Origin of the sequence: Streptomyces sp. NPDC094143 (assembly GCF_040303825.1) — a bacterium.
In the GTDB taxonomy this organism is placed as follows: Bacteria; Actinomycetota; Actinomycetes; order Streptomycetales; family Streptomycetaceae; genus Streptomyces.
The window spans coordinates 228,493-245,804 of sequence record NZ_JBEOTZ010000001.1 but is presented as its reverse complement, the minus strand read 5'-3'; the positions used below and the strand labels follow the sequence as shown (position 1 = coordinate 245,804).

At 73.3% G+C, this 17,312-nt stretch carries 15 protein-coding genes and 1 pseudogene; 9 read left to right on the top strand and 7 right to left on the bottom strand.

All coding sequences use genetic code 11. The annotated features are described in order from the left end of the window. Positions 1–444: 444 nt before the first annotated feature. The 3 genes and pseudogenes from ABTZ58_RS40085 to ABTZ58_RS01065 form a co-directional block, all read left to right on the top strand. A pseudogene (locus tag ABTZ58_RS40085) lies at positions 445–855 on the top strand (SCO6045 C-terminal-like domain-containing protein); the annotation flags it as partial. Between the two features lie 218 nt (positions 856–1,073). Further along, positions 1,074–1,844, top strand: a complete 771-nt coding sequence (locus ABTZ58_RS01070; protein WP_351348911.1) for a TIGR04222 domain-containing membrane protein — start codon at positions 1,074–1,076, stop codon at positions 1,842–1,844. 115 nt (positions 1,845–1,959) lie between these two features. Further along, positions 1,960–3,561: an alpha/beta hydrolase gene (locus ABTZ58_RS01065; protein WP_351348908.1), complete on the top strand. Its 1,602-nt coding sequence runs from the start codon at positions 1,960–1,962 to the stop codon at positions 3,559–3,561. Here the strand turns inward: ABTZ58_RS01065 and hemQ are convergent, their stop codons facing one another. Then, a complete protein-coding gene (hemQ, locus tag ABTZ58_RS01060) occupies positions 3,562–4,305 on the bottom strand; it encodes a hydrogen peroxide-dependent heme synthase (RefSeq protein ID WP_351348905.1) in 744 nt (247 codons plus the stop codon). It lies immediately after the preceding gene. A 5-nt stretch (positions 4,306–4,310) separates the two neighbouring features. Beyond that, complete coding sequence (hemG, locus tag ABTZ58_RS01055) at positions 4,311–5,786, bottom strand: protoporphyrinogen oxidase (RefSeq protein ID WP_351348902.1); 1,476 nt, start codon at positions 5,784–5,786, stop codon at positions 4,311–4,313. Between the two features lie 158 nt (positions 5,787–5,944). Between hemG and ABTZ58_RS01050 the strand changes: the two genes are divergently transcribed. Together ABTZ58_RS01050 and ABTZ58_RS01045 are read left to right on the top strand one after the other, a co-directional pair. Further along, positions 5,945–6,934, top strand: a complete 990-nt coding sequence (locus ABTZ58_RS01050) for a DUF4349 domain-containing protein (RefSeq protein WP_351348899.1) — start codon at positions 5,945–5,947, stop codon at positions 6,932–6,934. Positions 6,935–6,961: 27 nt separating this feature from the next. Then, on the top strand, positions 6,962–8,359 hold the full coding sequence (locus ABTZ58_RS01045; protein ID WP_351348896.1) for an FAD-dependent oxidoreductase: 1,398 nt from the start codon (positions 6,962–6,964) through the stop codon (positions 8,357–8,359). 73 nt (positions 8,360–8,432) lie between these two features. Here the strand turns inward: ABTZ58_RS01045 and ABTZ58_RS01040 are convergent, their stop codons facing one another. After that, the gene (locus tag ABTZ58_RS01040; RefSeq protein ID WP_351348893.1) at positions 8,433–8,765 is read right to left on the bottom strand and encodes a hypothetical protein; all 333 of its coding nucleotides are present in this window, start codon (positions 8,763–8,765) and stop codon (positions 8,433–8,435) included. Positions 8,766–8,899: 134 nt separating this feature from the next. On the opposite strand from ABTZ58_RS01040, the gene ABTZ58_RS01035 reads away from it, so the two are divergent. Further along, complete coding sequence (locus ABTZ58_RS01035; RefSeq protein ID WP_351348890.1) at positions 8,900–9,718, top strand: rhomboid family intramembrane serine protease; 819 nt, start codon at positions 8,900–8,902, stop codon at positions 9,716–9,718. A gap of 18 nt (positions 9,719–9,736) precedes the next feature. Here ABTZ58_RS01035 and hemE read toward each other — a convergent pair whose 3' ends face one another. Beyond that, a complete protein-coding gene (gene hemE, locus ABTZ58_RS01030; RefSeq protein ID WP_351348887.1) occupies positions 9,737–10,804 on the bottom strand; it encodes a uroporphyrinogen decarboxylase in 1,068 nt (355 codons plus the stop codon). A 130-nt stretch (positions 10,805–10,934) separates the two neighbouring features. On the opposite strand from hemE, the gene ABTZ58_RS01025 reads away from it, so the two are divergent. The 3 genes from ABTZ58_RS01025 (at position 10,935) to ABTZ58_RS01015 (ending at position 14,102) form a co-directional block, all read left to right on the top strand. Beyond that, positions 10,935–11,609, top strand: coding sequence for a DUF3000 domain-containing protein (locus ABTZ58_RS01025; RefSeq protein ID WP_351348884.1), 675 nt, complete (start codon positions 10,935–10,937; stop codon positions 11,607–11,609). 323 nt (positions 11,610–11,932) lie between these two features. Then, positions 11,933–12,595, top strand: a complete 663-nt coding sequence (locus tag ABTZ58_RS01020; RefSeq protein ID WP_003993737.1) for a response regulator transcription factor — start codon at positions 11,933–11,935, stop codon at positions 12,593–12,595. Between the two features lie 217 nt (positions 12,596–12,812). Then, positions 12,813–14,102 carry a ribonuclease D gene (locus tag ABTZ58_RS01015; protein ID WP_351348881.1) on the top strand — a complete coding sequence of 430 codons (1,290 nt, stop codon included), beginning with the start codon at positions 12,813–12,815 and terminating at the stop codon, positions 14,100–14,102. Between the two features lie 15 nt (positions 14,103–14,117). On the opposite strand, the gene ABTZ58_RS01010 is transcribed toward ABTZ58_RS01015, so the two are convergent. The 3 genes from ABTZ58_RS01010 to ABTZ58_RS01000 are packed head-to-tail and all read right to left on the bottom strand — an operon-like array spanning position 14,118 to position 17,205. Further along, positions 14,118–14,948 (bottom strand): carbohydrate ABC transporter permease, encoded by an 831-nt coding sequence (locus ABTZ58_RS01010; RefSeq protein ID WP_351348878.1) that lies wholly within the window; start codon positions 14,946–14,948, stop codon positions 14,118–14,120. Further along, a complete protein-coding gene (locus ABTZ58_RS01005) occupies positions 14,945–15,892 on the bottom strand; it encodes a carbohydrate ABC transporter permease (RefSeq protein ID WP_351348875.1) in 948 nt (315 codons plus the stop codon). The genes ABTZ58_RS01010 and ABTZ58_RS01005 overlap by 4 nt, the downstream gene beginning before the upstream one ends. Next, a complete protein-coding gene (locus tag ABTZ58_RS01000) occupies positions 15,892–17,205 on the bottom strand; it encodes an ABC transporter substrate-binding protein (protein ID WP_351348873.1) in 1,314 nt (437 codons plus the stop codon). Before ABTZ58_RS01000 ends, ABTZ58_RS01005 begins: the two co-directional genes overlap by 1 nt. Between the last annotated feature and the right edge of the window lie 107 nt (positions 17,206–17,312).

The following is a 17,312-nucleotide window of genomic DNA, read 5'->3' as shown; positions in this document are numbered from 1 at the left end:
GAGACGCCCGAAGCGGGAGCGGAGATGCCCGAGGCCGGCACGGCCGTCCTGCGGCCGGGCGACGAGACCGGGGCGGTCGAGGCGACACGGGGCGCCTTCGGCCTGCCCCACCCCCGGGAAACGGAGGCGGCCGGGCAGCGCCCGGGGGGTCCCGGCGCGGCCCGGCCGCGGCTCGGGGACGTCGTGGCGGAAGCCCGACAGCGGCCCGAGGCCCGGGACGAAGAGACCCTGCCACGGCCCGAGGCCGGGGACCCCGTCGCGGAAACCCAACCGCGGCCCGAGGCCGGGGACCCCGTCGCGGAAGCCCGACAGCAGCCCGAGGCCGTGGACGAAGAGGCCCGGGACGAAGAGGCCCGGGACGAAGAGGCCCGGGACGAAGGGGCCCGGGACGAAGGGGCCCGGGACGAAAAGGCCCGGCCGCGGTCCGAGGTCGGGGTCGGCGAGGCGCGGCAGCGGGTCGGGCTTGCGCAGGCTGCGCTGCTGTCCGCGCTGGTGGCCGGGACGCCCGTGCCGGAAGGGTTCGACCGGGCGCGGATCGGCGTGCAGGCCCGGGCGCTCGCGGCGAAGCGGGCGGACGTCGTGGCGAAGGTCGCGCCCGAACTGCCGGTCATCCTGGGCCGGGAGTACCGAGTGGCCTTCCTCGGCTACGCCCAGACGAACCCCATGACCGGCGGCTACCGGCGCGACGCCCTCACCTTCGCCGAGCACCTGCTCGCCGCCGGCCGGCCCGGGGAGACGCAGGCCCGGCGGGAGCTGAGGGAGTGGTGGCTGGAGCGCTCGGGCCCCGCACCCCGCTCCGCGCGGCCCGTCCGCCGGCTGGCCCGCGCGACGCGCAGGGCGCTGCTCCGGCGCTGAGGCCCGCTCCGCTCGGACGCCCTGAGCACACGGCCCATCGGGCGGGCGGCGGCCACGGGGCGCCCCCGCACCGGCCCCTTCCTCCGCCGTCACACTCCGCCAGCCGCGTACCGCCCCCCACCGGGACCGCGAAACGGTACGTCACATACCGACAACACTCCGTCCGGATCGTGGCCAGGGCATGGTGCTCGCGCAACCGTGTCACATACAAACAACATATGCTCTGGGTTCTTTTCCTGCTGGCGGCCTGGGCCGTGGCCGGTACGGCGTGCACCCGCCTGTGCCTGGCCGCCGTTCGGGCCGCGGCCGGTGACGCGGACACCGGCCGGATCCGTGAACTCACGCTGTACGAGGCCGCGTTCCTGTCGGGCGGGCCCCGGCGGGTCGCCGACGTCACCCTGGTGGCCATGGCACGCCAGCGGCGTCTGCTGCTGGCCCACACCGGCTGGGCGACGGTCGTCGATCCGCGCGGGCGCGACGAGGTGGAGCGGTCGGTGATAGGGGCCATCGGGCCCGAGGGACAGTCCCGTATCGCGCCGGTGCGCTCCACCGCCGCCGCGGCGGACGCGGTGCGCGGGATCGCCGACGGACTGGTGCGCGCGGGGCTGGCCGTGCCCGACAGTGCCCGTACGACGGTCGCGGCGGCGGTCCGGCAGGTGCGCGGGGCGGCCGTCGCCGTGCTCGCCCTCGGCGTCGCCGCGCTGCTGACCCCGCTCCCGCCGGACATGCCGCGCCACCTGGTCGCCCTGTGGTTCGCGCTGCCGCTCGCCCTGGTGCTGAGCTGTCTGGCCATGGCGCGCGTCGAGGTCCACCCGTACTCGCGGTGGGCCTCCCCGGCCGGTCAGCGGCTGCTCGGTTCCCTGGCCCGGACCGCGGACGGCGACGCCGACGACCGCACGTACCTCACCTCGGTGGCGGTGCGCGGGGTCAGCGCGATCGACGAGCCCGACCTGCGCGCCGCCTTCACACGCCGCGGGGCACGCGACTGACCGAGCGGGGGCGCACCGGGGGCATCGGCGCCGACACCGGCGGACGGTGCTTGCCTTCCCCGCGCCGCGCACGAAACATCCCTTGCGTCGCCACCGTGCAGCGAAGGGACACCCGATGCGAGCCGCCCTCCTCTACTCGGCCGCGGGGTCCCTGCTGCTGAGCGCCCTCACAGCCGTCCCGGACACCGAGGACCGGACCGGGACCGCCGAGCTGCGCGGCACGGCCGTGGCCGCGGCACGGGCCGGGGCGGCCGGGATCGACTTCGGGCCGTGCCCCGACGCGCAGGACCTGCCCGGCAGCATGCGGTGCGGCACCGTGAAGGTCCCGCTGGACTACGCCCGGCCGGACGGCCGGCAGATCGAGCTCACCGTCAGCCGGGCCCGGGCGACCCGCGAGGACCCGCACGGCAAGCGCCCGGTCCTGCGGCAGGGCAGCCTCGTCTACAACCCCGGCGGACCCGGCGCCACGGGCCTGTACTTCCCGCTCATCGGCCTGCTCCCCGAGTGGAAGCGCATCGCGGCCGCCTACGACCTCGTCGGCTACGCCCCGCGCGGGGTCGCTCCCTCGGCTCCCCTGTCGTGCAAGGACCCGAAGAAGTTCTTCGAAGGGCCCACGCAGGCGCCGACGCACCCCTCCGAGGCCTACAAGAAGGAGCGCCGCGTCCAGGCCGAGGCGTACGCCCGCGGCTGCGCCGGACGCGCCGGTGACGCACTGCGCCACTACCACTCGCTGAACAACGCCCGCGACCTCGACGTGCTGCGCGCCGCGCTCGGCGAGGAACGGCTGACGTTCCTGGGCTCCTCGTACGGCACGTACTTCGGGGCCCTGTACGCGACGCTGTTCCCCGGGCACGTGCGGCGCATGGTGTTCGACTCGGTGGTCGATCCCGACCCGGAGCGGATCTGGTACCGCAACAACCTCGCCCAGTCGGCCGCCTTCGAGCACCGCTGGCGGGACTTCCGGGAGTGGATCGCCCGCCACCACGGCGTGTACGCACTGGGACGGACCGCGCGGGAGGTGCTGCGCAGCTACGAGCGGGCGAGCGCGCGGCTGGCCGCCGAGCCCGCGGGCGGCAAGGTCGGACCGGCGCAGTTGCAGAGGGCGTTCCTGCAGGCCGGGTACTACGACGACCAGTGGCCGCACCGGGCGCGCGCGCTGTCGGCGTACCTCGAGGGCGACCCGCGGCCCCTGGTCGAGCAGGCGGAACAGCATCCCGAGGCGGCCGTGGAGGCGGAGAACTCCCGGGCGGTGTACGTGGCCGTCGAGTGCAACGACGCTCCCTGGCCGACGGACTGGGAGGTGTGGGACCGGGACAACACCCGGCTCGCGCGGGTGGCGCCCTTCGAGACCTGGGACAACGTGTGGACGAACCTGCCCTGCGCCTCCTGGCCGGCGCCCCGGCAGCGGCCGCTGGACGTCGGGGCCGGGCCGGGCGAGCTGCCGCCGACGCTGATCCTGGCCGCCGAACGGGACGCGGCCACGCCGTACCGCGGTGCCCTCGAACTCCGCCGGCGTCTGGCGGGTTCGGTGCTGGTGACCGAGCGGGACGCCGGGGCCCACGGCCTCGCGGGCGGGCCGAACGCCTGCGTCAACGGGCACATGGAGGCGTATCTGCTGGACGGGCGGCTGCCCGGGCGGCGTGCGCAGTGCGCGCCGCACGCCGAGCCCAGGCCGCCGGCCCCGGGCGGAGCCGGGGCCGGCGAGCGCGTCCGCTGATCAGGCCAGACCGGCGACCAGCTCGGCGACGTCCTTGCGGCGGCCGGTGAAGAACGGCACCTCCTCGCGGACGTGCCGGCGGGCCTCCGAGGCGCGCAGGTGACGCATGAGGTCGACGATGCGGTACAGCTCGTCGGCCTCGAAGGCGAGGATCCACTCGTAGTCGCCGAGGGAGAACGAGGCGACGGTGTTGGCGCGCACGTCCGGGTAGCCGCGGGCCATCTTGCCGTGGTCGGCGAGCATGCGGCGGCGGTCCTCGTCGGGCAGCAGGTACCAGTCGTAGGAGCGCACGAAGGGGTAGACGCTCACGTAGTCGCGGGGCGTCTCGTCGGCGAGGAACGCCGGGATGTGCGAGCGGTTGAACTCGGCGGGGCGGTGCAGCGCCATGTTCGACCACACGGGCTCCAGAGCGCGGCCCAGCCTCGTGCGGCGGAAGAGGTTGTACGCCTCCTGCAGCGCGTCGCTGGTCTCCGCGTGCCACCAGATCATCAGGTCGGCGTCGGCGCGCAGACCGGAGACGTCGTACGTGCCGCGGACGGTCACGTCCTTCGCGGCGAGCTGGTCGAACAGCTCCTGGACCTCGTCGGCGTACCCGGCGCGGTCCTCGGGGAGCACGTCCTTCAGTTTGAAGACGGACCAGAGCGTGTAGCGGATGACCTCGTTGAGGTCCTTGGCCAGCTTGCCCTTGTTCGGGATGCGGTCGGGCGCGGTGCCGGAGGGCGTGGTGGAGGCGTCGTCACTCATGCTCCTCATTCTCCCGCTCCGCCGTGCAGGCTCTGCACCGGGTGGGCGGTGAGCTGCTGCACACCCCGCGGGTTGCCGTGGATCTGGTCGACGGCCGCGTAGGCGCTCGCGATGCAGGCGGGGATGCCGACGCCGTCGTACGGGGCGCCGCAGACGGCGAGCCCGGGCAGCCGGCCGACCTGCTCGCGGATGCGGGCCACGCGCGCGTGGTGGCCGACCGGGTACTGCGGCAGGCCGTCGTCCCAGCGGGTGACGAGCGTGGCGACGGGAGTGGCGTCGAGGCCGGTCGCCGCCTTCAGGTCGTGCCGGGAGACGTCGGCCAGTTCGCCGTCGTCGCGCCGCAGGATCTCCGTCTCGCCGTAGCGGCCCACGGAAGTGCGCAGGACGACCAGGTCCGGGTTCTCCTCGGCGATCCAGCCCCACTTCTGCGAGGCGAACGTGGACGCCTTGATGGTGCGCCCGTCGACCGGCGGCACGAGGAAGCCGCTGCCGTCGGGCAGGTCCGCATCGGCGCGGCGGTAGGCGAGGGTGACCAGGGCCATGGAGGCGTACTCGACGGTGTCGAGCCCGGCGGCGGCCCCGGGGCTCTCGGCGCGCAGCAGCCGGGCGGCGACGGGGGCGGGCACGGCGAGCACCACCGAGTCGGCCTCCAGGACCCGGTCACCGGCGACCACCCGCCAGGCCGCGCCCGCCGGGTCCGGCCGGCCCACTCGGCGCAGCTCCGTCACCGGGGCTCCGGTGACGATCTCGGCGCCGCGGGCCCGCACCGACTCCGCCACCGCGAGCGGCAGGCTGCCCACGCCGCCGCGGAGGCCCAGGAACACCGGGCCGGTCTGCCGCGCGGCGGAGGCCCTGGCCTGGATGTCGCGGACGCCCTCGGTGAGGGAGGCGTGGGTGCGGGCGGCCTCGAAGAGCTGCGGGACGGCCGAGCGCATCGAGATGCGGTAGGCGTCGCCCGCGTACACCCCGCCCAGCAGGGGCTCCACCAGCCGGTCGACGACCTCGCGGCCCAGGCGCGCCGCCACGTACCGGCCGACGGCCACGTCGTCCCCGACCTCCGTGCGCGGCAGCTCGGCGTCCCGCCCGATGCGGGCGAGGCCCTCCTCGGACAGCACGCCGGACAGGGCGGCGGCGGTACCCGGCACGCCCATCACATGGCCCGTGGGCATGGGGCGCAGGGCGCCTCGGGTCCAGATCGAGGCGGTCGCCGTCGCGGGCGGCTGCAGGTGGCCGGCGAGGCCCACCTCGCGCGCGAGCGTCACCGCCTCGGGCCGGCGGGCGAGCATCGACTCGGCGCCGAGGTCCACCCGGGCGCCAGCGATCTCCCCGGGCAGCAGCTTGCCGCCGACCCGGCCGGAGGCCTCCAGCACGGTCACCCGCGCCCCCCGCTGCAGCAGCCGGTGCGCGGCGGCCAGCCCCGCGATGCCCGCCCCGACGACGACGACCTGCCCCGTGCCCCCACGACCTTGTACTTCGCGCATGGCCCCAGCCTCTCAGACCCCACGAGCGGCGCCGCCGCGCCCCGGTGTCCGTCACGAGTCCGGACCGTGACCGCATCGGAACCGGCCCGGGCCAAACGTCCGGCGCGGTTCGCGCGTCGAAGAAGCGTCAGCAGAATCGACCCTCGGGGGATGCCCGCATGCGCACACGACGATCCACCCGCCGTCCCGCTCCGGCAGTGGCGGCCCTCCTGCTCGCCGCCGCCCTCGCGCTCACCGGGTGCAGCGGCGCCTCGGACGACTCCGCCGGGAGCACGGCCGCCGAGCGCGGCCTCGCGCAGGACGGCGGCGGGGCAGGTGCGAAGGAGGCCGCGCCCGGCGGCACCGCAAGCGGGGCCGGGGCGACCGCGCCGGTGAAGCTGCCCGCACAGCACATCATCCGCACCGCCTCGCTGACCGTGCAGGTCAAGGACGTCCTGAAGGCCCTGGACGAGGCCCGCACGCGCACCGAGGACGCCGGCGGCTACATCGGCAACGAGAGCACCACCCGGGACGGGCAGGGCCGCGAGCACACCAGGGTCGTGCTGCGCGTGCCGGCCGGGAAGTACGACGCCGTCATGGCCTCTCTGGAGGGCGCCGGCAAGCTCCTCGACCGCAGTGCGAAGGCCGAGGACGTCACCGACCAGGTGGTGGACGTGGAAAGCCGGATCACCTCGCAGCGGGCCAGCGTGGCCCGGATCCGGGAGCTGATGGACCGGGCGACCAGGCTCAGCGACGTGGTGACCCTGGAGGGCGAGCTGAGCACCCGGCAGGCCGACCTGGAGGCGCTGCTCGCCCGGCAGGCGTCCCTGAAGGAACGCACGAGCCTGGCCACCATCACCCTGACGCTGTCCGAGACGCCCGTGAGGAAGGAGGCGAAGCAGGACGACGATCCGGGCTTCCTGGACGCCCTCGCGGGCGGCTGGCACGCCTTCGTGACGATGCTGCGCTGGCTCGCGGTGGTGCTGGGCGCGGTCCTGCCGTTCGCGGCGGTGGCGGCGCTGCTGGCACTGCTGTGGCTGCGCGTCGTACGCCCCCGGCTGTCGCGCCGGCCCCGGCCCGCGCCCGCGGCGGCCACGCTCGGCCCGCTGCCGGCGGCCCGCCCGGCGCCGGAGGCATCACAGCCGCGGACCCCGGGCGAGCGGGACTGAAATCCCCTGCTCCCGTAGCGTGTTCGCATGAGCATGAGCCGTACGCGCAGGGAGCGACTGGTCGTCATCGGCGGCGACGCCGCGGGCATGTCCGCGGCGTCGCAGGCCCGCCGCCTGAAGGGCCCCGGCGAACTGGAGATCGTGGCGTTCGACCGGGGCCACTTCACGTCGTACTCGGCGTGCGGCATCCCCTACTGGGTGGGCGGCGACGTCACCGACCGGGACCGGCTGATCGCCCGCACCCCCGAGGAGCACCGTGCGCGGGACATCGACGTGCGGCTGCGCACCGAGGTCACGGAACTCGACCTGGACGGGCGGCGGGTGCGCGCCCGGGACCTCGACTCGGGCGCCGAGTCCTGGACGCCGTACGACAAGCTCGTGATCGCGACCGGGGCCCGGCCGATCCGGCCCGATCTGCCCGGGGCCGACGCGCCCGGGGTGCACGGGGTGCAGACGCTGGACGACGGCCAGGCCCTGCTCGACACGCTGGCGGGCACGCGCGGCCGCCGGGCGGTGGTGGTCGGGGCGGGGTACATCGGCGTGGAGATGGCCGAGGCGCTCATCAACCGCGGCTACGAGGTGACGGTGGTCAACCGGGGCAGCGAGCCCATGTCGACCCTCGACCCCGACATGGGGCGCCTGGTGCACGAGGCCATGGAGGGCCTGGGCATCACGATGGTGAACGACGCCGAGGTGACGAAGATCCTGACCGGGGACGACGGCCGGGTCCGTGCGGTGGCCACGCAGGAGTGCGAGTTCCCGGCGGACGTGGTCGTGCTCGGGATCGGAGTGCGCCCCGAGACGGCGCTCGCCCGGGCGGCCGGGCTCCCCCTCGGCATCCACGGCGGCCTGCTCACGGACCGTTCGATGCGGGTGCGCGGTCACGAGGACGTCTGGGCGGGGGGCGACTGCGTGGAGGTCCTCGACCTGGTCTCGGGCCAGTTGCGGCACGTCCCGCTCGGCACCCACGCCAACAAGCACGGCCAGGTCATCGGCACCAACGCCGGCGGCGGCTACGCCACGTTCCCCGGCGTGGTCGGCACGGCGGTCAGCAAGGTCTGCGACCTGGAGATCGCCCGCACCGGCCTGCGCGAGAAGGACGCCCACCGCGTCGGGCTCCGTTTCGAGGCGGTCACCATCGAGTCGACCAGCCGCGCCGGCTACTACCCGAACGCCTCCCCCATGACGGTCAAGATGCTCGCCGAGGTGCGCACCGGCCGCCTGCTCGGCGTGCAGATCGTCGGCCGGGAGGGCGCGGGCAAGCGCGTCGACATCGCGGCGGTCGCCCTCACGGCGGGCATGACGGTGGAACAGATGACGACCCTGGACCTGGGCTACGCCCCGCCGTTCTCCCCGGTCTGGGACCCGGTCCTGGTGGCGGCCCGCAAGGCGGCGGCGAAGGTACGCGGTTCGATCGCGCCCTGAGGGGGGCGGGGAATCGCGCGACAGCCACAACGAGCCCGCACCCGCACGAGAACCCGCACCCCTGCGGCGAAACCTACGCGGTCCCGGCCGTCCCGTTGATCCGGTCGATGGCCTGCCGGGCCTGCTCCGCCGGCGGCCGGGCCGGCAGGGACGACACCGACGCCGACGCGGCCGTCACCGCCGCCGGTTGCTCCCCTGACGGCTTGGCGTGCGCGGCCACCCGCGAGGAACGCAGCCGGTGGCTCACCGCCTCCTCCAGCGTCACCGGCCGCCGCCACTGCGCGGCCAGCCGTCCGGCCTCCTGGCCGAGGCGGGCCACATCCTCCCAGGGCAGCCGCACCACCAGCGTCAGCTCCGCCTCGCCGTCCGGCAGTGCGTGCATCGCAGGAGTCACTCGGTCGTTCATCGCCTGTTCCTCACGTCGGCCCCGCGACCCGCCTTCCCCGCGCCGCGGGCGGTTGCCGACACATACGCACGCCCCGACGGCCGCGTTCACCCACGCCACCGATTCGCCGGCGGCGCCCCGGGCACACGTGGGGTGTGGTGATCCCCGTCCATGACCTGAACCCGGTGCGGCGCACCCCCTGGGTCACGTACGCCCTGCTGGCCGCCAACGTCGTCGTCTTCCTGCTCACCCCCGGCATGGCCGGCTCCCTCACGGGCGGGAGCGGCCTGGCCCAGCTGTGCCACCTCCAGGCGTTCCTGGACCACTACGCGGCCGTGCCGCGGGAGCTGATCCACCACGAGATGCCGCGTCTGGTGCCCACCGGTGACGTGGGCGTGGGCCCGCAGGGGCCGGGCTGTGTGATCGGTCCGCCGTCCTACGACAAGTCGCCGGAACTCAGCGTGCTGACGGCGATGTTCCTGCACGGCGGCTGGCTGCACCTGCTGGGCAACATGCTGTTCCTGTGGATCTTCGGCAACAACATCGAGGACCGCATGGGCCACCTGCGCTTCCTGCTCTTCTACGGCGTCTGCGGCATCGCGGCCGCCTACGCCTTCGCGCTCCTCAACGCCGGCTCCGGCGCTCCCCTGATCGGCGCCTCGGGGGCGATCGCCGGGGTGCTGGGTGCCTATCTGGTGCTGTACCCGAGGGCCCGGGTGTGGGTGCTGGTCCCGTTCCTGGTCTTCCTGCCGCTGCGGCTGCCGGCCTGGATCGTGCTGGGCCTGTGGTTCGTGCTGCAGGCGGTGCACTCCTCCGGCGCGGGTGTCTCCGACGCCGGCACGGTGGCGTACGCGGCGCACGTCGCCGGGTTCGTCGTCGGCCTGCTGATCGCCCTGCCGCTGCGCCCCGGCACGCCGCCCCCTCCCCAGCCGCGCGGCGTCCTGTTCGGCAGGCGGGCACGGCCCGGGTGGTGAGTCCCGGGCCGGACGGGGTCAGCGGGCGGTGTGGGTGTGGACGTACTCCACGAGCCGGGTCAGCGCGTCGGGGTCCGTGGCCGGCATGACGCCGTGGCCCAGGTTGAAGACGTGTCCCTCCAGGCCCGCCGCCGACTGGAGGACCTCTCGGGTCTTGGCCTCGACGGCCTCGGTCGGGGCGAACAGCACGGTCGGGTCGAGGTTGCCCTGGAGCGCCTTGCCGGGACCGACGCGGCGGGCGGCCTCGTCCATCGGGACGCGCCAGTCGACGCCGACGACGTCCGCGCCGGCCTCGCCCATGAGGCCCAGCAGCTCACCGGTGCCGACGCCGAAGTGGATGCGCGGGACGCCGTAGCCGGCCACGGCCTCGAAGACCTTCGCCGACGCCGGCAGCACCGAGCGCCGGTAGTCGACGGGGGCCAGGGCGCCGGCCCAGGAGTCGAACAGCTGGACGGCCGAGGCGCCCGCCTCGATCTGCACCTTCAGGAAGGCGGCCGTGATGTCCGCGAGGCGGTCGAGCAGGTCGGCCCAGAGCCCGGGGTCGCCGTACATCATCGCCTTGGCGTTCTCGTACGTGCGGGACGGGCCGCCCTCGACGAGGTAGCTGGCGAGGGTGAAGGGGGCGCCGGCGAAGCCGATCAGGGGCGTGGCGCCGAGTTCGCGGGTGAGCAGGCCGATGGCCTCGGTGACGTAGGAGACGTCCTCGGGGGTGAGGTCGCGCAGCTGGGCGAGGTCGGCGCGGGTGCGGATCGGATGCTCGACGACCGGGCCGACGCCGGGCTTGATGTCGAGGTCGATGCCGATGGCCTTGAGCGGGACGACGATGTCGCTGAAGTAGATCGCCGCGTCCACGCCGTGCCGGCGGACCGGCTGGAGCGTGATCTCGGTGACCAGTTCGGGCCGCATGCAGGACTCCAGCATCGGAACGCCCTCGCGCACCTTGCGGTACTCCGGCAGCGAACGCCCGGCCTGCCGCATGAACCACACCGGCGTGTGCGGCACGGGCTCGCGCCGGCACGCCTTGAGGAAGGCGGAGTCGTACGGGGCGGACGGCTGCGGGGCCCGGGGGGCGTCGTTGGCACTCACGGGCCAAGTTTCGCACGCCGCCAGGCAGCGCGATCCAGCCCCTGGACGGGCGCGGACGGGCGCGGGCGGGCACGGGCGGGCGCGGGGTGTCTAGCCCGCACCCGGGCTCCGGTCCCCGTAATCTTCCCGCATGGCTGCGGCTCAGGGACGACTGTCGGACGGCGCTGGCGGAATGGACGAAGCGAAGGACACCGAGGACGACCGGCGGGAGGCGGACTCCGCCCCGCTGCCCTTCCGGACCGCCGTCGACGCGCTCAAGGCGGCGCGGCTGCGACCCCAGATCGAGGTGGAGCCGACGCCGGCGCCCAAGCGGCTCGCCCCGTACTCCTACGCGCTGGAGGCCGCGGTCGTCGACGGTGAACAGGACCTGGCCGACGGCCGTCTGGTGCTGCTGCACGACCCGGCCGGGCACGACGCCTGGCGGGGCACCTTCCGGCTGGTGACGCTGGTGCGCGCCGAGCTGGAGCCGGAGATGGCCGCGGACCCGCTGCTGCCGGAGGTGTGCTGGTCCTGGCTGACCGGCGCGCTGCAGACGCGCGGGCTCACCTACGGGGAGCCGAGCGGCACGGTCACGCGGGCGAGCTCCCACTACTTCGGCGGACTGTCCGCCCGCCCCGCCTCCTCGCAGATCGAGATCCGCGCCTCGTGGACGCCGCGCGATGGCCTGGGCGGGGTGCCGGACACGGCCGCCCACCTGGCGTCCTGGTGCGATCTGCTGGCCCAGGTCGCGGGGCTGCCCCCGGCCGTGCCCGGCGACGCGTCCGTGGTGACGCTGCCCCAGCGGCGCGGGCCCCAGTCCCGCTGATCGAACCCCTTCCCACCCCGTACTGATCGAACTTGTACGGGGTGGTCAACGCTGCCCTGCCGACGATCACACCTGCGTCCCCCTCTTGGCCGAATCACTTTGTCGATACGGCCACTTTCGACCGCGTACCGACGCAGACCGAAACCGTCCGACCTTCGAATGATCGACCGCGTGTCCGAATTGCACGGATTGTTATCACCGAATCGTGATCATTCTCTAAAGGCGGACGGGTCCTCTGCCGAAGACGTCTGTGACCTTGAAAGCACGGTTCGTCCCGGCTTCACCCCCCCGAGCCGGCCCCGTCCCGCACCCCAGGAGGCCTGGTGTCCGTTCTCCTCGAGCAGCCCGCAAGCCTGGTCGCCTACCGCCCGAACAAGCCGACCGCCATGGTGGTCGTGGCCGACCCGCGCGTCCGTTCCACCGTCACCCGCCACCTGTGGGCGCTCGGTGTGCGCGATGTCATCGAGGCCTCGTCCATCGCGGAGGCTCGTCCCCGCATCGGCAACCCCCGCGACATCTGCGTCGCCGACGTCCACCTGCCGGATGGCTCCGGCCTCACCCTGCTGTCCGAGACCCGCGCCGCGGGCTGGCCCAACGGCCTCGCCCTCTCCGCGGCCGACGACATCGGCGCCGTGCGCAACGCGCTCGCCGGCGGTGTGAAGGGCTACGTCGTCACCGGCACCCGCACCAACGTCGGGCTCCCCACCCGGCCGGGCGCCGCCCCCATCGGCGCCGCCGCCGCGCGCCTGCACCGCCGCCCCCCGGGCGCCCCGAGCCACCCGGGCGGCTACCGCGAACTGTCCGGCCGCGAGGTCGAGGTACTGCGGCTGGTCGCCGAAGGCCAGTCGAACAAGGCGATCGGCGTCTCGATGGGCCTGTCCGCGCTGACCGTCAAGAGCCACCTCGCCCGCATCGCCCGCAAGCTCGGCACGGGCGACCGCGCCGGGATGGTGGCGGTGGCGCTGCGGACCGGCATCATCCACTGACCCCGACCACCGACCGCCCCCGGATCACCCGATCCGCCCCCGCCCTGACCCTTCCTGATCATTCACCCATGAACGGGACCGGCCGCTCGGTCCCCTTCCCTCACGCGCGGCTCGTGAACCCGCCACTTCCCCGGCATGACTGGTTTGCGACCCTCGGGCGCCCGCCGACGGAACGTTCCGTCGGCGGGCGCTGTCCATACACGGATACCCTTGACAGGTGACCGACGCCCACGACACCGCAGCAGACAGCCCACTGCGAACCACCGGAGGCGCCCCTCCGGACGACGGCGGATCTTCTGCTGTGGAGGCGCCGATCCCTCTGCTGGAGCCGCGCGAGGGCATTCCGCCCGTCGTCGCGGACGACGCCGCCCTGGCCCGGGTCATCGCCGCCTTCGAGGCCGGCTCCGGCCCGGTCGCCGTCGACGCCGAGCGGGCGTCCGGCTACCGCTACGGCCAGCGCGCCTACCTCGTGCAGCTGCGCCGCGAGGGCGCCGGCACCGCGCTGATCGACCCCGTGGCCTGCCCCGACCTGTCCGCGCTGGGCGAGGCCCTGTCCAGCGTGGAGTGGGTGCTGCACGCGGCCACGCAGGACCTGCCGTGCCTGCGCGAGATAGGCATGGTGCCGACGCGGCTGTTCGACACGGAGCTGGCCGGGCGGCTCGCCGGGTTCCCGCGGGTCGGCCTCGGCGCGATGGTCGAGAGCGTGCTGGGCTTCGTCCTGGAGAAGGGCCACTCCGCCGTCGACTGGTCCACCCGGCCGCTGCCCGAGCCCTGGCTGCGCTACGCGGCGCTGGACGTCGAGCTCCTGGTCGACCTGCGCGACGCGCTGGAGAAGGAGCTGGACCGGCAGGGCAAGCTGGAGTGGGCCCGCCAGGAGTTCGACGCGATCGCCTCGGCCCCGCCGCCCGAGCCCCGCAAGGACCCCTGGCGGCGCACGTCGGGCATGCACAAGGTGCGCCGGCGGCGGCAGCTGGCCGTGGTGCGTGAGCTGTGGCAGACCCGGGACCGGATCGCGCAGCGGCGGGACGTCTCGCCCGGCAAGGTGCTCGGGGACGCGGCCATCGTGGAGGCCGCGCTCGCCCTTCCGGCCAACGTGCACGCGCTGGCCGCGCTGAACGGCTTCGGGCACCGGATGGGCAAGCGACAGCTGGAGCAGTGGCAGGCGGCGGTGGACCGGGCGAAGGCCCTGACCGAGGCGCAGCTGCCGCAGCCGGGGCAGTCGGTGGCCGGGCCGCCGCCACCCCGGGCCTGGGCCGACAAGGATCCCGCGGCGGCGGCGCGGCTGTCCGCCGCCCGGGCCGGGGTGTCCGCGCTCGCCGAGGAACTCGACATGCCGCAGGAGAACCTGATCACGCCGGACACGGTGCGGCGGGTGTGCTGGGAGCCGCCGGCGGTGGTGGACGCGGAGTCCGTCGCGGCGGCACTGACCGGGTACGGGGCCCGGGCCTGGCAGGTCGAGCAGGTCACGCCGGTGCTGGTGACCGCGTTGTCCGCCGAGGCGCCGTAGGGGGCGGGTGCCTCCTCACCTGGTCGCTCCCTTGGTGAAGCCGTTGTAGATGTAGCGCTGGAGGCTCAGGAAGACGATCAGGGTCGGGAGGATCACCAGGATCGCTCCCGCCGAGATGGTCTCCCAGTGGGCACCGAAGGGGCCCTTGAAGCGGAACAGGGACGTCGAGATCACGCCAAGATCTTCGGACGGCATGTAGAGGAACGGGATGTAGAAGTCGTTGTAGGTGGTGATCCCCTTGACGATCACCACCGTCGCGATCGCCGGTTTCAGCAACGGGAAGATGATCTTGCGGTAGATCGTGAAGGCATTGGCGCCGTCCAGCCGGGCCGCCTCGTCCAGCGAGGTGGGGATGGACCGCACGAACTGCAGGAAGATGTAGATCGAGACGATGTCCGTGCCCATGTAGAGGGCGATCGGCGCCCACAGGCTGTCGAACATGCCGAAGCTGTTCACGATCTGGAAGGTCGCCACCTGCGTGGTGACGCCGGGGACCAGGGCGGCGATCAGGAACAGGGCGAGGACCGGCTTCTTGCAGCGGAAGCTGAAGCGGTCGATCGCGTAGGCCGTCATGGAACCGATCAGGACCGTGCCGCCGATGGCGAAGAGCAGGATGAACGCGGTGTTGGCGAACGCGGAGAGCATGCGGCCGTCGTGGAACGCCGTCGCGTAGTTGCCGAGGTTGAGCGGGTCGTCGGGGAGCGCCAGGGCTCCGCTGCCGTTCGCCATCTCCCGCTCGGACTTCAGGGACGTCAGGAAGACGGCCGCCAGCGGCAGCAGCACCACCGCGGTCGCGGCGAGCAGGGACGCGTACATCAGGGCGCGGGCGACTGCGCGGCGCGTCATGTGAGGTCCACCTTGTCGTCGGGGACGAGGCGCCGCTGCACCCAGGTCACGGCCAGGACGATCAGCAGCAGCACGATCGCGGCTGCCGAGGCGAGCCCCGTCTTGTTGAACTGGAAGGCCAGCTTCACGGTCTGGATCACGAAGGTCTCGGTGCCCGTCGCGCCGCCGGTCATGATGTACGGGATCTCGAAGACCGACAGGGAGCCGGAGATCGACAGGATCACGGTCAGGGAGAGGACCGGCTTGATGCCGGGCGCGATGATGTGGCGGAACTGCTGCCAGCGGTTGGCGCCGTCCAGTTCGGCCGCCTCGTAGAGGTCCCCGGGGATCGACTGGATCGCGCCGAGGAAGAGGACGAAGTTCAGGCCCAGGTAGCGCCAGACCGAGACGGCCGCCAGGGAGGTGTTCGCCGACTCCGGGGTGCCCAGCCAGGCACGGTCGGTCTCCGCACCGAACAGCCCGAGGACCGAGTCGAGGGTGCCGCCGTCCTGGAAGAAGTAGAGGAAGACGAAGCCGATCGCCACCCCGTTGATCAGGTACGGGAAGAACAGCACGCCCTTGAAGAAGTTCCGGAAGCGGACGTTGAAGCTCAGGACCGTGGCGAAGTACAGCGCGGCGACGATCTGGAGGACGGAGGCCGCCAGGTAGTAGCCGCTGACCCAGAAGACCTCGAACAGGTCGGAGCGGGTGAAGAGTTCGGCGTAGTTGTCGGCGCCCGTGTAGCGCAGCTCGGGGCTGACGCCGTCCCAGTCGGTGAGGCTGTACGCGACCATGTTGGCGATCGGCGCGTAGGTGAAGAGGATCAGGAGCGTGAGCGGGGCGAGCAGGAACAGCCAGGGGGTGGCCCCGCGCCACAGGCGGGCCGTGCGCGGCGCCGGGGCCGGTTGTGGGGCGGCCGGGCCCAGGGCGGGCCGGACGGCCGCCTTCTCGGTGGTGTCCGTCATCAGGACCCCAGGAACTGCTGGGTCTCGGTCCACTTCCTCGCGAGGCCGTCCAGGAAGTCGTCCAGGCTGCCCTCGGTGGCGCCGCGGGCGAGGTCGACGAGGTCCTGGCGGTAGTCGGGCTTGTTGATGCCGACCTCGGAGGTGTTGTCGATGGACTTCACCTCGGCGCCCTTGGAGTCGTCGAGGTCGAGGAGCCTGACGCCGGCCTCCTCGTAGGGCTTGAGGACGTCGGGCAGCGGGTCGTCCTTCAGCGGGGACAGGGCCAGGTTGTCCTCGGCGTAGCCGGACTCCTCGGTGAACCAGTCGATCCAGGCGCGGGCGGCCGCCTTGTGGTCGGAGTGGATGTTGACGGCCTGGTTGTAGTCGGGCAGCGCGACCGCGCAGAACCTGCCGTCCTTCCGCGCCGGGAAGGGCATGAACCCGATGTCGTCGGGGTTCGCGCCCGCCTGCTCGGCGGCGCCCCGCAGCTGGATGACGGCCCAGGAGCCGAGCCACATGGTGGCGATCTCGCCCTTGGCCAGCCTGGGCTTGGAGGCCTCCCAGTTGGTGGTGGTCGGGTCCTTCTCGGCGAGCCCTTCGCGCACGATGTCGTACAGCAGCGTGTCGGCCGTCCGCAGGTCGGAGCCCTCGGCCCACGGGTTGCCCTCGGCGAGCCGGGTGGTGGCCTGTTCGTCGCAGCTGACCGAGCCGTTGACCTGGGTCCACTGGGTGAGCGGCCACATGTCCTTGAAGTTGGTGTAGTACGGGACCGCGTCGGTCCTCGCCTTGACCGCCTTCAGGGCGGCGAGGAACTCGGCCGGGGTCTTCGGCCATTCGGTGACGCCGGCGCGCTGCCACACCCTCTTGTTGTAGATGAAGCCGGGGACCGCGCCGAGCGGACTCTGGCCGTAGACCTTGCCGTTCACGGTGGTGTAGTCGGTGAAGCGGTACTTCTCGCTCCGCTCGGCCCGGCTGCCCAGCGAGGCGAAGAAACGGGGGTAGTCCTTCTTCTCGATCACGCCCGGGATCATCAGGACGTCGCCGTAGTTCTCCGTGTTCATGCGGATCTTGACTTCGCCCTCGTAGTCGGTGATGGCGTCGAACTCGACCTTCACCCCGGGGTACGTCTTGCGGAACTCGGCGGCGTACTTCTTCATCGTCCCGTCCTGTACGAGGTCGGTCCGGTGGGTGAGGACCGTGATGGTCCCGGTGACTTCGGAGGGATCGTCGGGCGCCTTCGCATCCGCGCCTTTCGCGCTGCCTCCGGTGCCGGTGCAGCCGGAGGCCAGCAGGGCCGCTCCGACGGTGAGGGCGAGGACGGTACGGCGGTTCATGTGCATCAGCTCCGTTCGCGGCAGGGGACTCGGGACGGACGAGCACGTGCGGTATGGCTGGTTCGGCACTCTGACAGCGCTGGCTCAACCGGTAAAGTCCCATTCCC